Genomic DNA, 13,868 nt, shown 5'->3' on the forward strand with positions numbered 1-13,868 from the left:
GATCAGATCGGCCGGCAGATCCAGTGCAAGTAACGCCCAAGCCCGGCGAAGCTTGGGTGGCGACGGTGAGCGAGCTCCATCTCCAGCAAATCCACGAGTTCGGCGCGGGCCTGGAATTCCACGGGCATGTAGTCGTGAAAAACCCGGATCCCGCTCTGGGTTTCGACCTGCCACAACCCTTCGAGTTGCGTTGCCAGCTCCCGCGGATCAAGCGGCTGCTGCGGGGTCAGGCTTTGCTTTTCACCGGCCATGGTGTTTTTGCGCATTTTCTTGAAATGGCCTTTGAGCAGGTTGCGATAAATCAGCGCATCCCGGTTGTAGAACGCCAGCGACAGCCAGCCGCCGGGGCTGGTCAACTGATGCAGCACCGGCAGGATCGCATGGGGTTCGGCCAGCCATTCGAGTACGGCGTGGCAGATCACCAGATCGTAGGGTTCGGTGAGCTGACCGAGCAGCTCCTGCCACGGCGCCTGGATGAACGTCGCGCTCTGCCCGGCTTCGGCGAAGCGTTGACGAGCCCCTTCGAGCATCGGTTCGGCCGGTTCGGTGAAGGTCACTTGATGGCCACGCTCGGCCAGCCACAGCGACATGTGGCCCAGCCCGCCACCGATGTCCAGCACGCGCAATGGCCGGTCCGGCAACGCTTCGGCCAGGTCGGCCTGCAACACCGCGAGGCGAATCGCGCCTTTGGCGCCGCCGTAGATTTTTTCGGCGAACCGGGTCGCCAACTGATCGAAATGCCGGTCGCTCATCAGCTGAACCGCCGTTCGCTGTCGGCGAGCTTGCTGCGCACCACTTCATTCATGTCCAGCCCCAACTCGCTGCACAGCAGCAACAGATACAGGACGATGTCACCGACTTCCTGCCCGGCATGCGCCAGTTTGTCCGCCGGCAACTGGCGCGACTGGTCTTCGGTCAGCCACTGGAAAATCTCCACCAGCTCGGACATTTCCACGCTGGCGGCCATGGCGAGGTTTTTCGGGCTGTGAAATTGCCGCCAGTCATTACGGTCACGAATGGCGTGCAGGCGTTCGGTCAGTTCAACAAGGTTCATCGGGCTCTCCTGAAGGCGTATAGCTTCGGGGGGATACGCGTTGAAGGCAAGGCCCACGTAGGAGCTGCCGCAGGCTGCGATCTTTTGATCTTGCCCCTGAAAATCAACAGCCAAAGATCGCAGCCTGCGGCAGCTCCTACAGATTTTCCGTTCGGCGCAGCATTGGGCCATACTCCTGTCAGGGAACTCGGCCACCCGCGTTGTGGCCCAAGGCTCAGCTCTTTCATCAGGATGCACACATGCAGGTAGAAAGCTTTTTCGAATGGCTCGGCCAGGCACTCGGTTCGATCATCCGCTTCATCGTCGATGGGCTCAGCGGCCTGTTCAACATACTGAGCAACGCTGGCGGCAATTTTGTCGATGGCCTGGCCAAGACACTGGGCATGGACACCTCGATCATCAGCATCCTCGCGCTGATCGTCGGCCTGATGCTGCTGTGGTCGGCGATTCGCGCGTTCATGAATGCGTCGATCATTGCCGGGATCATCTGGTTGCTGTTGGGGTTGTGGCTGTTGAGCTGGATCATCCATTAACCCTCGTGGGAGCGAGCCTGCTCGCGAAGGCGTCAGATCAGCCAAAACGGCTCTGAATGACACACCGTTTTCGCGAGCAGGCTCGCTCCCACAATAGATCGCAAGAATCGCTACAATCCCCGCTCCCCCAAGGAGCCCGCATGTCCAACCTGATTGCCGACTGGCGCGACCGTCCGACTCACCGCAAGGTCTGGGCGCTCGCCGCGCCGATGATTCTTTCGAATATTTCCGTGCCGCTGGTGGCGCTGGTCGACAGCACCGTCATCGGCCACCTGCCCCACGCCCATCAGTTGGGCGCAGTGGCGGTCGGCGCCAGCCTCTACACCTTTCTCGCCTGGGCCATGGGCTTTCTGCGCATGGGCACCACCGGGTTTGCCGCCCAGGCCGCCGGGCGCAGCGATGGCGCGGCGTTGCGGCAGATTCTGTTGCAGGGTTTGCTGCTGGCGCTGGGACTGGCGATCGTGCTCGGCACGCTCGGCGTGCCGTTGAGCGGTGTGGCCCTGCACTTCATGCAGCCGTCGGCGGAGCTTGATCAACTGACCCGCGAATTCTTCCACACCCGGTTATTCGGGCTGCCCGCAGCGCTGGCCAGTTACGCCCTGGTCGGCTGGTTCCTCGGCACTCAGAACGCCCGGGCGCCGCTGGCGATTCTGCTGAGCACCAACCTGATCAACATCGCTTTGAACCTGTGGTTCGTGATTGGCCTGGAATGGGGGGTGGTCGGCTCGGCCCGGGCTTCGGTGATTGCCGAGTGGAGCGGTGCCCTGCTTGGCCTGTGGCTGACCCGTGGCGCCTTGCGCGCCTATCCCGGGCACATCGCCTGGGCAGCGTTGAAGGTGTGGCAGAGCTGGCGCCCGTTGCTGGCGGTCAACCGCGACATTTTCGTCCGCAGCCTGGCGCTGCAATCGGTGTTCTTCCTGATCACCGTGCAAGGCGCGCGTTTGGGCGATGCCACGGTGGCGGCCAATGCCCTGCTGCTCAACGGCCTGCTGCTGACCGCCCATGCGCTGGACGGTCTGGCGCATGCGGTCGAAGCCTTGTGCGGGCACGCGATCGGCGCCCGCGATCGCCTCGCCCTGCGCCGCTCATTGGTGGTGGCCGGCGGCTGGTCGTTGTTGGCCAGCCTCGGATTTGCCGCGCTGTTTCTGCTGGCCGGGCATTTGTTCATCGAAATGCAGACCGATATCCAGAGCGTGCGCGACACCGCGTTCATCTATCTGCCGTATCTGGCGGTGTTGCCGCTGATTGCGGTCTGGAGCTATTTGCTCGACGGCCTGTTCATCGGCGCCACCCGCGCCCGAGAAATGCGCAATGGCATGCTGCTGACCGTCGCCCTGCTGCTGCCGTTTGCCTGGGCGCTGCAAGGGTTGGGCAATCACGGGCTGTGGATAACGTTCCTGCTGTTCATGGTCTTGCGCAGCCTGACCCTCGGTGTATTTGCCCTGTGGCTGCGCCGCGACGACGGCTGGTTCAGCGGCGCCGCTCACTGAACCGGCGTGTGTTTGACGAACGCGACGACCTGCTCAAGCACCGGCGCCAGGCGCCGAAGCGGCCGCGACAGGCTCGCCACCAGCGTCACATGACTGGGGCGCGAATAGTACAGATCCTGCACCGGCACACCGGCCTCGCGCAGTTTGCGCGCGAGACCGGCGGTGTTGCGCGTCGGGTTGACCAGATTATCTTTGGTCGCAGCGATCAGCAGCGCCGGAGGCTCACCCTGCCGGACATGGTTGATCGGCTGCGATTGCGGCGGTGAGTCAGGCCAGAAGAATACCGGGCGCACAGCGGCATTCTTGATCGGCAGAAAATCGTACGGCCCGGCCAGGCCGATCCAGCCGCTGAGGTCTTTCGACGACATGCCCACCGCACCGAGCAGCGCAGGGTCGAGCGCCAGCATCGCCGCATTGTAGGCCCCGGAACTGTGGCCCATCAGGAACAGGCGTTGCGGGTTGCCGGAGAACTCGCGGATATGCGCCCGGGTCCAGGCCACTGCCCGCGCCGAGTCTTCAAGAAACAGCGGATAGCGCACTTGCGGGTACAGCCGATAGTCCGCCAGCACCGCGACGATCCCTCGCGACGCCAGCGCCTCGCCGACAAAGGCGTAATCGCCACGATCACCGCTGTTCCAGCTGCCGCCGTAGAAAAACACCACCACCGGTGCGCCCTCCAGTGGCTGGCGAGGCACGTAGACGTCGAGCTTCTGCCGTGGATCTTCGCCGTAGGCAATGCCCGCCGTTCGCTGGAACGTGTCATCGGGTGTCAGCGCATTGAGCACCTTGACCGGCGAACACCCCGACAGCATCAGCAGCAGGCACCCGCCGAGAATTGAACCAAACCGTTGCCACAGCGGATTTGTCATGGGTGCCACACCTCAAGATTGATCGTTCTGCCAGTGCCGCCGCACATGGTCGAGCCGTGCCTGCTGGCTCAGCCCGTCCGGCACGTCCGGCAGTTGCGCCCGGGGATGCTGCAAGCGTAGCCATAACCAGCCATCCAGCACCGCGCGGTCGCTGAAACCCAGGCTCAGGCCCTCCTGCACATGGGAGGCCATCCGCGCATAGTCGGTTCCCATGGATTGGCACCAGCGCCAGATGTGTTGTTCCAGCAGACAGTTTTGCAAGCGTTCGCGCTGGCGCCGGGTCAGGCTTTCGTCGACGCTCAGCGGCTCGACCACCCATTGCGGATTGCGCAGTTGCTGCCAGCCTTCACTGCCAATCGCGAGGTCAGCCCAGGTACCACCGAACCAGCGCAGCAGTTGGATCGGCCCGAGCCAGCGGCTCAGGTCGGCGGCATCACAGGCATCGAAGAAGTAACTGGCTGTCTGCCGGTTGTAGTAACCGAGCAAGGCGCGATGATTGAGCCCGAACGAGACGGTCAGCATTCGTCGCAAGTGACTCAGAAGAACCTGCAACGAGGCATCGCTTGCGATCAGCAGACCACGCCAGGTCTGCGGATCACGGTGACACAGCGCCGCCAGTGCCGGGCACTCGTGCAGGTCGACCAGCAGCGGTCCGAGCTCGCTTACCGCCCGAAATTCGGTGCCCTCGAACAGCCGCGTGCAATGGACTGCGGCGAACCCCTGACGCAACGTCGTCCGCGCCTGTTGCGCATCGGCGCCATCGAGCAGCAGCCACTGTGTCTGCGGGGTGAATGGCACGCCGCTCAAGTGGCGCCGCCCTGTCCCAGCGACGCGACCAGCCGGCAACTGCAGATTGCCGCCGTGCAGTGGTTATAACTGCCACCGCCGGGCACCAGACACAACAGCAACAGCGGTTCGGCGGACATCAGCCACCGCGCCAGACCTGCGCTCGACAGAACGTCCGGCAGCACCGGAGGCTCCGGGTAGTCTTCGATCAGGGCCGGTTCCTGCAACACACCACTGATCACCGGCTGATCCGGATCGCCCTCAAGAAAACTCACCACCACCTCGACGCCCTCGTCCAACGCTGCCGGCGCCGTCTCGCTCAACGTCGCAGAAAGGGGCAGCCAGCAGTGGCTGGCAGCAGCGCCTTCACCCTGATAGAGCCAGTCAAACTGCACCGCTACCGACCGCCATTCGTCAGGTTGAGGCTCAGCGACGGTCACCACCCAGGCCCGTTGCAGACTGTGCATGCGCGGTGGTGTAGCAGGGCTCGTCGGCGGGGCAAGAGGCGCCTGGGCCGAGGCAAGAATCCGGTTGCTGTACGGCGGTTCGCTGGCCGGATCAGCACGATGCTCGATCCGGTTCAGCAGCCAGCGGCGGTTGCACTCGGCAAACGGATGTTCGCTCAGTGCCAGCCACCGCGCACTGCGCAAGGTTGGCAGATCACTATGGCCGTGTGCTTTGCCGGGCCGAGCCAAACGCGCCTGCACATCGCTGGCATCCACCTGCATCTGCCAGCGCCGGACGCTCGGCGAGTTCGCGTCATTGTCCACAGATGCCCCGCCAGCCAGCGGAAACCTTGCGGGATCATCAACGAAGACCAGACAGTGCCCGTCAGGCCGATGCTCGAAGTAGTAGTCAATTCGCGCCTGCGCGCACAGCCGCTGCACGAACTGCAGGTCCGACTCGCGGTATTGGGTGCAAAACGTGCGTACCGGGTATTCGCCGTGCAAATCAAAACGCCGTTGCGCGCCAGCGATACCGTGCTCCTTGAGGACCTGTGCGAGGATCTGCGGCACACACTGGCTGCTGAAAATGCGCTGACTGAAACGCAGCGCCAGACAACTCAACTTCGGTCCCAGCGTCACTCGGCACAACCGCACCCCCGCCGCGTGCTCATGCTGCACGACGCTCTGCAGTTGCCCGCCCAGGCCATTGTGCCTGGGGCCGAAATGCAGGAACGCCGAGCGGTACAGCAGACCGGCCAGGTCCAGTTGCGGGTCATCGATCAACAGGTCGATGTCAAACGCAAAAGGTTCGCTGATGCCCTCACTGCCGGTAAAGGCCAGCACCTCGAAGGGGTCGGGCAGCCCCGTTACATCGAGACGAAACGACGGCTCGTTGACAGATTCGAACATGGGCGGATCTCTACAGGAGGGGCGGCCGGGGATTCTCGCCGAGAGACATGGCTGAGTAGAGAGCTGAAGTACAACTTAGGAAATGACCTACGCGAAAAGCAGACGGGATCACTTCACCGGCTGTGGCAAGCAGTTATTTCGCGGGAAATTTGGGAGATGTCCCACCGGGTCATCCGAATTTTCCACCGCTTTCGTGGAAATTTCAGACAACCCGGTGCAACAGCATCTGTCTCAGGAAGACAGGTAGGAGGAGCGGGTCAGACCCAGACGCAAGGCATCGAGGAACTGCGTGCGTTCGCTGGCACTGATGCGGGCACTGGCGCACTTGTCACGGTAGTGGGTCATCAGTTCTTCCGGCGACAAGTGCACGTAGCGCAGCATGTCTTCGATGGTGTCGTGGGTCTCGATACCGGCGTGGTACACGCTGCCATCGGCGTTCTGATAGATGTTCACCGAGTCGGTGTCACCGAACAGGTTGTGCATGTCGCCGAGGATTTCCTGATAAGCGCCGACCAGGAACACCCCCAGCAGATAGTCTTCACCTTCGTTCAGACCGTGTACCGGCAGGCTGGTCTCGATGCTCTGCTCGTCGACGTACTGGTTGATCTTGCCATCGGAGTCGCAGGTCAGGTCTTGCAGCACGGCACGACGCAGCGGCTCTTCGTCCAGACGATGCAGCGGGATGATCGGCAGCACCTGATCAATCGCCCAGGTGTCCGGCAGGCTCTGGAACACCGAGAAGTTGCAGATGTACTTGTCGGCCAGCTTGTCGTTGAGTTCGTCGAGCACCTGACGGTGCGAACGCTGACGGGCTTTCAACGAGTTGTGCAGGCGACGGCACACCGCGAAGTAGCACTGCTCGGCCAGGGCTTTTTCAGCCAGGGTCAGTTTGCCGTCGGCGTACTGCGAGGCCACGTCGCTCATGTAGTGCGTCGCGCGCCAGTAGGTCTCGGTGACCATTTCGATGTCGGTCGGGCCGAGCAGGTCAACCAGCCACTGCACGGTTTCCGGCAGTGCTTCCTTGTTTTCGATCTGTGGCACGTCGTCGTTGTGCTTCTCGACGTCAGTCACTTGCACCACCAGCATCGCGTGGTGTGCGGTCAGCGAGCGGCCGCTTTCGGAGAAGATGTGCGGATGCGGCAGGCTCTGCGCGTCGCAGAATTCCTTGAGCATGCCGACCACGACACCGGCGTAGTCGTCCATGTCGTAGTTGATCGAACTGGCATTGCGCGAGTGGGTACCGTCGTAGTCGACACCCAGACCGCCGCCGACATCGATGTGATCGACCGGCAGGCCAAGGTTGCGCAGCTCGCCGTAGTAACGGATGGCTTCCTTGAAACCGTGCTGGTAGTCTGCCAGGTTGGCGATCTGCGAACCCATGTGGAAGTGCAGCAGGCGAATGCCCTGATCCAGGCCCGCGGCGCGGAAGCGCTCGACCACCGACAGCAGTTGCGCCGCCGACAGACCGAACTTGGATTTCTCGCCACCGGTGTCCGCCCACTTCGACGACGCCAGCGACGACAGGCGCACGCGCAGGCCGACCTGTGGCTTGACCTTGAGCGAGGCCGCTTCTTCGATCACCAGGCCGACTTCGGATTCTTTCTCGATCACGATGAACACGTTGTGGCCGAGTTTCTGGCCCATCAGCGCCAGACGGATGAACTCGCGGTCCTTGTAACCGTTGCAGACGATGGTGCCGCCCTTCGGCGCCAGCGCCAGCACCGCCAGCAGCTCAGGCTTGGAGCCGGCTTCCAGACCGATGGAAACGTTCTGGGTGGCGATGATGTTCTCGATCACCGCTTCCTGCTGGTTGACCTTGATCGGGTACAGCGCGGTGTACTTGCTCTGGTATTCCAGGCGCTCGATGTTCGAGTCGAAAGCACCGGTCAGCTGACGGACGCGGTCTTGCAGGATGTCGGGGAAACGTACCAGCAACGGCAGGGACAAGCCGCTCTTGCGCAGTTGGTCGACTTGTTCGAACAGGTCGATAGGCGAACTGCTCGGGCCGTTCGGACGAACTTCGACGCGACCGGCGTCATTGATCGCGAAATACCCGGCCCCCCAATGGCGAATCCCGTAAACACTGCGGCTGTCCGCAACTGTCCATTGGCTGCCATCGTCTTTGCGTGTGCGTCGTACGGACATCGAAGTCCCCTATAAAGAAGTCATAGTGCGTCGCCTGATCGCAGGCCGGCGCAGTCTAAAGAATGAAAATGACGGTTCGTCAGCGCGGCGGTAGACCGCGCTGACCGCGTGTAGTTTAGAAACCGGTATGAACAGGCTCTGTGAAAACCATGGAGACGACGCCGGCACTGAACATTTCAGGACCGGATCAAGCCGCGGGTGGTTTTCACAGAGGCTGCTAGCCGCCGGACTTCTTCGCTTTGAAACCGTGCTTGATCAGCTCTGCCAAGAGTAGCTCGACATGATCGCCCTGGATTTCGATGACCCCGTCCTTCAACGCCCCACCGGTGCCGCAACGTTTCTTCAACGTTGTCGCCAGCTCCTTGAGGGCGTCTTCGGCCAGTGGCACGCCGGTGATGGTGGTCACCGTCTTGCCGCCACGGCCCTTGCTCTCGCGACGCACGCGGGCAATGCCGTCCCCGGCCGGGATTACGGTTTGTTTGCAGATACAGGCGTCCACCGGTTTGCTGCATTCCGGGCAATGACGACCTGCGTCGGTGGAAAATACCAGGCCACCAAGGGCGGCGAAGGATGCGGCTTTTTTGGCCACCGGCAATCCTCTTGGGAGGACAAAGACTGATCGCGACCTTGGGCAAGGTCATCGACCGCGAAGCCCCACTCAGGCAGGGGCAGCGCTACTGCACCGTACGCTTGAACAAAAGCAGGTCGGTGCAGCTTGAAAAGGTCGCGCAGTGTAACGGCAAAAAGCGCAATTGCTAAGAGCCAATCGGCGCCAATTTATGTGTTCTTTGCGCCGTCGCTTTGCTGCGCCTTCAGATAGCGCTTCAACGCGGCCAGAGAGTCCGGGCAGTAAGGCTTTTGCTCGATTTCCAGCAGCACCTGTTCGACCGGAAGGAAGCGTGCTTCCAGCACTTCTTCCGGCTGCAGTTTCAGCGGGCCGTCCCACACCGCGGAAAACGCCGAGCACCACAGGCGATTGCCGGTGTCCTCGAAGAAGAAATGATCGTGGGCGGTCAGTTCCACCCCGCTCACCCCCAATTCCTCTTCCAGCTCGCGGGCCGCCGATTCGGCGTAGGTCTCATCGGCCTGGACCATGCCACCGGCCGCCACGTCCCAGTAACCGGGATAGATCGCCTTGCTCAAGGTGCGCCGATGCACGCAGAGCTCACCGGCACTGTTGAACAGCATGATGTAAGTGCCGCGACCGATCAGCCCACGCTCACGCAGATCGGCCCGCACCAGGGCGCCGAGCAGGTTGTCCTGCTCGTCGACCCAGGCGATCTGTTCAGCATCGGAGGCGGCGCGATGGGCCGCCTCTTTGGCGCTCTCGTCCATGACTCAGCCCTGATTGAGCAGTTGACGCAGATCGATCACGGCGGCGTTGGCCCGGGAGATGTAGTTGGCCATGACCAGCGAGTGGTTGGCCAACACGCCGAAGCCGCTGCCGTTGAGAATCATCGGGCTCCAGACCGGCTCCTGCGAGGCTTCCAGCTCACGAATGATCTGGCGCACGCTGACCGTGGCATTCTTCTTCGCCAGCACATCGGCGAAGTCCACTTCGATGGCGCGCAGCAGGTGCGACAGCGCCCAGGCCTGACCGCGTGCTTCATAGAACACGTTGTCGATCTGCATCCACGGAGTCTCGACCACTTCCTCGTCAACCTGCGGCACTTCGCCCACCGCCGGCACTTCGGTTTTCAGTGCGGTGTTGAGCTTCACCCGGCCAACACTGGCGGACAGACGTTGCGACAGCGAACCCAGGCGAGTGCCGACATCGCCCAGCCAGTTGTTCAGGTTGTCGGCGCGGGCGTAGAACAAGGCGTTTTTCTGCGTTGGATCAGACAGACGCGCCTGATAACGGCTCAGGGAGTTGATGCCTTCCTGATACTCCGATTCGCTCGACGGCAGGATCCAGCTCTTGTTGTCGAAGTTGAAACGCGGTTCGGCTTTTGCCAGATCGGCGTCTTCAGCCGACTGCGACTGCGAACGGGCGAAGTCTTTACGCAGGGCCCGGGTCAGGTCACGCACCTGCACCAGCACGCCGTATTCCCAGCTCGGCGTGTTGTCCATCCACAGGCCTGGCGGGAAGCGGTCGTTGGAAATGTAGCCACCCGGCTTGTTCAGCAGAGTGCCGGCAACGGTCTTGAGGGTTTCGACCGTGGTGTAGCCGACCACCATTTGCTTGCCTTCTTTCTCGGCAGCCGCCTGGGCATTTTGTGCCACCGGGAACAGCGCGGGCTCCTGGCTCCAGTACCAGCCCAGGCCAATGGTGACCAGCAGATAAATGCCGATCAGCGTGGCCAGCGCGCGGCTGAACAGCAGCCCGCCCACGTAGCTGCGGGTGGCCGACTTCGGTTCAGCGGCACGTTCAGGCGCGCTGCCCGCGCGGTTCTTCCAGTCCAGCATGGCGATATCCTTTCAATCACTTGGGTTCAACGGTTCGACCACAACCATACAACAACGTGCCAAGGCCGGGCACCCGTGATCGGGTCATGGAACAAAAAACCGCGCGCGGTCGGTGAGCGAAAGGATAGACGCGCCCTTCAGACGCTGAAAATTTTCATTGAAATCGGCCGGACGGCGTCAGCTGCGAACAGATGGGCGATGCCCTCAGCGTCGGTCTTGCGCTGGCTGACAACGCCGTCAACCGTTACGAGATAAGGCTGCTGCGCCAGCGGCTCACCGGTCATGCTGTCGACCAGACGAAAAATTCGCGGGGTTCGGACGGGCTGCGCGGGGGGATTGTTCATCATCTCGAGCACAGTCTGATCGAAGACCGACGCCGCAACCGGCCACTGGCCGAATTCGGCTTGTGACTTGAGCAACAACCAGTCGCCACACTCAATCTGCCCCAGCACTTCGCTGTCCAGATTGATCAGCAAGCTGGCCCGCAGCTCATCGAGCCCTTCAAGCCGGCGGCGCTCCAGCAATACCTGACAGACGCGTTCCAGCGCCTGATCCACGGGGTAAACATGCTGACGCTCGGCGCTGGTCAACTCAGCATGATGAACCAGCCTCATCCCTGCGCCGCGCCTTGCCACTCGTCGGAGCCCATCGTGCGGCTCACCTCGTGTCGCCAATAAATGCGCTGGTAGCTGAAATGGACTTTTTCCAGTTGAGTGAAGTGCGACACCGCCGAATCCAGACAATGCGGCATCAGCACCTCGGCACCGACGATCAGCGCATCCTCCAGTTCGATAGTGTAGAAGTGCTCCTGCACGCCCTGGGCGGAGGTGCGATAGAACTCCACGCGACACTGGCTGAGCAGCTCACCGGAACACATCGCCACCTCGATCAGGGGCGATGCCTTGTCGAGTGCCTTGGTGATGATCAGCGGCTTGTGCATCCGCCTCCCCGCGCCCTGCCCCTTGGGAAGGAAAATGCCGTGGCTCAGGGCCTGAACCATGATTTTGTCCTCACGCCCCTTCTGATAGATGTTGCCCACCGACTCCTCGGTGAAGGCCCCGGCACTGATCAGCCCCTGACGGCTGCCGTGAATGGTCATGAAGGCTGGGCTGGGCATGGGGTTGCTCCTTTTTGTGGTTGGGGCGGGGGGAAATGGTCGGGTTCGTCGGGGAGCTTTTCGATTTCTTCGAAAGGTATCCAGGGTTCGGCGACCTCAAGGGTGATGAGGTAGCGCTCCTGATCCGGATGCCTGGAGTCTCGAAATCGTGCCAGTGACAGCATTGCCTGGTACTTGTCGCCAGCCTGCCAATAGGACGTGCCCGAGAGCACGCCTTGTCGGACGTATGCACGCCACTGCGGGGTATCCGCCATAGTCGGATCGCGCCGCGTACCCATCGGTTTCCAGCCCTTTGCACACCACTGTGCCTGCAGATCGACTACAACTTTCATCGCATCGTCGATGAGTAAAGGCTCGATTTGCGGGGACATGCGGATGTCGATGACCAGATTGCCAACGAAAGTCAGCGTAAAAAAACGCGCAAGAGGTGTTTTGAATCCGTACTGCGGATCAATAAAGCGCAGGCGGGCGTCAGTCTTCGGGATCCCACCCGAAACGCCGCCTCGGCCGCGACCCCACGCCTTGAATCCGGCTGTCGAGTGCGCTTCCATGTATTCATATGTTCCCCCCATTTTCACGGTAATCACGGGGTCATCCCACAATGGCTGCGTCAGTAGACGTGCGGCGGCTATCGCTAGAACAGTACAAAGCACCAACGCCCCCCAACAGCGCCTGCTGAACAGAAAGAAGTGCAAGTTAACTCCCCTCCATGGTGGCAATTTCATGGATGGATTGTGCTAGCGCATGTCTATCGTCGTTATTGAGCATCTGGTCAAAACGAGCCGCCGCCCGAAGCACGAACGCCATTCGTTGATCGATATCGGATAAATCCGCTAGAGGATTAGTATCGAAACCGATGGTGCGGCCATCATCGACTCGCTGGCATTGACTGGTGAGGGTCAACTCGATGGCCTGGGCAACGCCTGAGGGAAAATCCGTTACGTAAGAAAAATGATTGCCCCGCAGCAGCGCCACCAGATGAAGGTTTTCGTAGATAGTTGGCTGAAGAATGTTTCGTTGCTCATGCCAAGCCAGATGCTCCACACTTTCGGCAATATTCCCTGCCTCGATCGCTTCAAAAGCATCCAGAATTTCTGTAGAGCGCTTTCCAAACTCAAGTGTTTCCTGCCCCACCGGCCAAAGGACCGGAAACGTGGGGTGCCCATATATTTTTTTCCGCTCACCAAGACACTTCTTCAACTCCGCCAACCCACGCACCGCATAAAACCGGTGCAACGGATGTACATCCAGAAACAGCGTGGTATTGCCCATCGCCATCATGTCGTACACATGCTGGAACTGTTGCTGCGCCACTGACAACGCTGCACCGGGGCCATGGAAATCCAGCGACGACACAGGATTGCGCGCCCGGGCTTCGTCGTACTCGCGCAACGCATCGGCTTGCTCAGGCATTTTTGCAGGAGTCAGCAATCCGGACTCGCGGCGAGCATCCCGCACCCGCTGCCGCGCCTCATGTTCTTCACGAATACGTTCGATACTGTCTGCGGCATGGAGCAGCCCACAACCCACCTGCTTGGAAGCGAAGGCCGCCAGACCCGCCCACTGGAACCGCGGATCGTGTCGCCACAAGCGGGCATAGGCGGCGTTGATCGCCCGGTTGCGTGCAACGGGATCGGCGATCAGAACGCCCTCAGGTGCGACAACTTTCTCGGCCTCCTGCTGACAGGCACGCCAGAGGCACTGACACGTCAGTACCGGAACCTCGGTAACCAGCATCTTTTCGCCGTACAGCCACTCTTCCTTGCACTCACACTCGGCGACGGGCGCGGTGGTGTGGTTCAGGCGTAATCCATCGCTGGGATGCGGGTTGAAACATTGGGTCATGGTGGCGAAGGCATCTAAGGGAATCCCTTAACCCTACCCGTCTGTAAACCCTGTGAAAGGGGTCGAAGAAAAATCAGAAGACTCTGAAAGACAATGACTTCAAAGCGGTGGGACACTCCTTCGCGAACGACAGGAAAAATCCCAAAGAGCCCGTAATACGAGGGCTTGACCGACGAGCAAGTCAAAAACAAAACCGCTCGGTCAGAAACTGAATTGTGCAGCACCGCAGATTATTGACGCACGACACTCATATAAGGGAAAAGAGGTG

Annotated in this window: 15 protein-coding genes; 2 read left to right on the forward strand and 13 right to left on the reverse strand. The window is 61.2% G+C overall.

The features are described 5' to 3' along the window. Positions 1–2 precede the first annotated feature (2 nt). Positions 3–752, reverse strand: coding sequence for a methyltransferase (locus B1722_RS23020; RefSeq protein WP_041068058.1), 750 nt, complete (start codon positions 750–752; stop codon positions 3–5). Continuing rightward, positions 752–1,054 (reverse strand): MazG-like family protein, encoded by a 303-nt coding sequence (locus B1722_RS23025; RefSeq protein WP_007951009.1) that lies wholly within the window; start codon positions 1,052–1,054, stop codon positions 752–754. Before B1722_RS23025 ends, B1722_RS23020 begins: the two co-directional genes overlap by 1 nt. 239 nt (positions 1,055–1,293) lie before the next feature. Here B1722_RS23025 and B1722_RS23030 point away from each other — a divergent pair, with 239 nt between their 5' ends. Together B1722_RS23030 and B1722_RS23035 are read left to right on the forward strand one after the other, a co-directional pair. Beyond that, positions 1,294–1,587 (forward strand): hypothetical protein, encoded by a 294-nt coding sequence (locus tag B1722_RS23030; RefSeq protein ID WP_007963021.1) that lies wholly within the window; start codon positions 1,294–1,296, stop codon positions 1,585–1,587. Between the two features lie 140 nt (positions 1,588–1,727). Then, positions 1,728–3,077 (forward strand): MATE family efflux transporter, encoded by a 1,350-nt coding sequence (locus B1722_RS23035; protein ID WP_086794456.1) that lies wholly within the window; start codon positions 1,728–1,730, stop codon positions 3,075–3,077. Here the strand turns inward: B1722_RS23035 and B1722_RS23040 are convergent. The 11 genes from B1722_RS23040 to B1722_RS23090 all read right to left on the reverse strand — a co-directional run bounded on the left by B1722_RS23040 (position 3,071) and on the right by B1722_RS23090 (position 13,600). Next, positions 3,071–3,946: an alpha/beta hydrolase gene (locus B1722_RS23040; protein ID WP_086794457.1), complete on the reverse strand. Its 876-nt coding sequence runs from the start codon at positions 3,944–3,946 to the stop codon at positions 3,071–3,073. The genes B1722_RS23035 and B1722_RS23040 overlap by 7 nt on opposite strands. A 12-nt stretch (positions 3,947–3,958) precedes the next feature. Continuing rightward, complete coding sequence (locus tag B1722_RS23045) at positions 3,959–4,753, reverse strand: DUF4123 domain-containing protein (protein ID WP_086794459.1); 795 nt, start codon at positions 4,751–4,753, stop codon at positions 3,959–3,961. Further along, on the reverse strand, positions 4,750–6,087 hold the full coding sequence (locus B1722_RS23050; RefSeq protein ID WP_086794461.1) for a type VI secretion system Vgr family protein: 1,338 nt from the start codon (positions 6,085–6,087) through the stop codon (positions 4,750–4,752). The genes B1722_RS23045 and B1722_RS23050 overlap by 4 nt, the downstream gene beginning before the upstream one ends. 231 nt (positions 6,088–6,318) lie before the next feature. Next, the gene (gene speA / locus B1722_RS23055) at positions 6,319–8,232 is read right to left on the reverse strand and encodes an arginine decarboxylase (protein ID WP_007963030.1); all 1,914 of its coding nucleotides are present in this window, start codon (positions 8,230–8,232) and stop codon (positions 6,319–6,321) included. 217 nt (positions 8,233–8,449) lie between these two features. Next, on the reverse strand, positions 8,450–8,821 hold the full coding sequence (locus B1722_RS23060; RefSeq protein ID WP_041068080.1) for a translation initiation factor Sui1: 372 nt from the start codon (positions 8,819–8,821) through the stop codon (positions 8,450–8,452). Between the two features lie 188 nt (positions 8,822–9,009). Beyond that, positions 9,010–9,567 (reverse strand): NUDIX hydrolase, encoded by a 558-nt coding sequence (locus B1722_RS23065; RefSeq protein WP_086794463.1) that lies wholly within the window; start codon positions 9,565–9,567, stop codon positions 9,010–9,012. Positions 9,568–9,570: 3 nt separating this feature from the next. Continuing rightward, on the reverse strand, positions 9,571–10,638 hold the full coding sequence (locus B1722_RS23070) for a DUF2333 family protein (protein ID WP_007963034.1): 1,068 nt from the start codon (positions 10,636–10,638) through the stop codon (positions 9,571–9,573). A 137-nt stretch (positions 10,639–10,775) separates the two neighbouring features. After that, a complete protein-coding gene (locus B1722_RS23075; protein ID WP_368040866.1) occupies positions 10,776–11,195 on the reverse strand; it encodes a hypothetical protein in 420 nt (139 codons plus the stop codon). A 53-nt stretch (positions 11,196–11,248) separates the two neighbouring features. Next, positions 11,249–11,755, reverse strand: coding sequence for an Hcp family type VI secretion system effector (locus B1722_RS23080; RefSeq protein ID WP_041068089.1), 507 nt, complete (start codon positions 11,753–11,755; stop codon positions 11,249–11,251). Continuing rightward, positions 11,734–12,342, reverse strand: coding sequence for a hypothetical protein (locus tag B1722_RS23085; protein WP_368040865.1), 609 nt, complete (start codon positions 12,340–12,342; stop codon positions 11,734–11,736). Before B1722_RS23085 ends, B1722_RS23080 begins: the two co-directional genes overlap by 22 nt. 109 nt (positions 12,343–12,451) lie before the next feature. Then, on the reverse strand, positions 12,452–13,600 hold the full coding sequence (locus tag B1722_RS23090) for a DUF2515 family protein (protein WP_086794465.1): 1,149 nt from the start codon (positions 13,598–13,600) through the stop codon (positions 12,452–12,454). Positions 13,601–13,868: the final 268 nt, after the last annotated feature.

The organism is Pseudomonas sp. SCPG-7 (assembly GCF_002156405.1).
Classification (GTDB): Bacteria; Pseudomonadota; Gammaproteobacteria; order Pseudomonadales; family Pseudomonadaceae; genus Aquipseudomonas; species Aquipseudomonas parakoreensis.

Coding starts and splice junctions, on each gene's coding strand:
- B1722_RS23020 (WP_041068058.1), bottom strand. CDS start 752: ATGAGCGACCGGCATTTCGATCAGTTGGCGACCCGGTTCGCCGAAAAA.
- B1722_RS23025 (WP_007951009.1), bottom strand. CDS start 1,054: ATGAACCTTGTTGAACTGACCGAACGCCTGCACGCCATTCGTGACCGT.
- B1722_RS23030 (WP_007963021.1), top strand. CDS start 1,294: ATGCAGGTAGAAAGCTTTTTCGAATGGCTCGGCCAGGCACTCGGTTCG.
- B1722_RS23035 (WP_086794456.1), top strand. CDS start 1,728: ATGTCCAACCTGATTGCCGACTGGCGCGACCGTCCGACTCACCGCAAG.
- B1722_RS23040 (WP_086794457.1), bottom strand. CDS start 3,946: ATGACAAATCCGCTGTGGCAACGGTTTGGTTCAATTCTCGGCGGGTGC.
- B1722_RS23050 (WP_086794461.1), bottom strand. CDS start 6,087: ATGTTCGAATCTGTCAACGAGCCGTCGTTTCGTCTCGATGTAACGGGG.
- speA (WP_007963030.1), bottom strand. CDS start 8,232: ATGTCCGTACGACGCACACGCAAAGACGATGGCAGCCAATGGACAGTT.
- B1722_RS23065 (WP_086794463.1), bottom strand. CDS start 9,567: ATGGACGAGAGCGCCAAAGAGGCGGCCCATCGCGCCGCCTCCGATGCT.
- B1722_RS23070 (WP_007963034.1), bottom strand. CDS start 10,638: ATGCTGGACTGGAAGAACCGCGCGGGCAGCGCGCCTGAACGTGCCGCT.
- B1722_RS23080 (WP_041068089.1), bottom strand. CDS start 11,755: ATGCCCAGCCCAGCCTTCATGACCATTCACGGCAGCCGTCAGGGGCTG.
- B1722_RS23090 (WP_086794465.1), bottom strand. CDS start 13,600: ATGACCCAATGTTTCAACCCGCATCCCAGCGATGGATTACGCCTGAAC.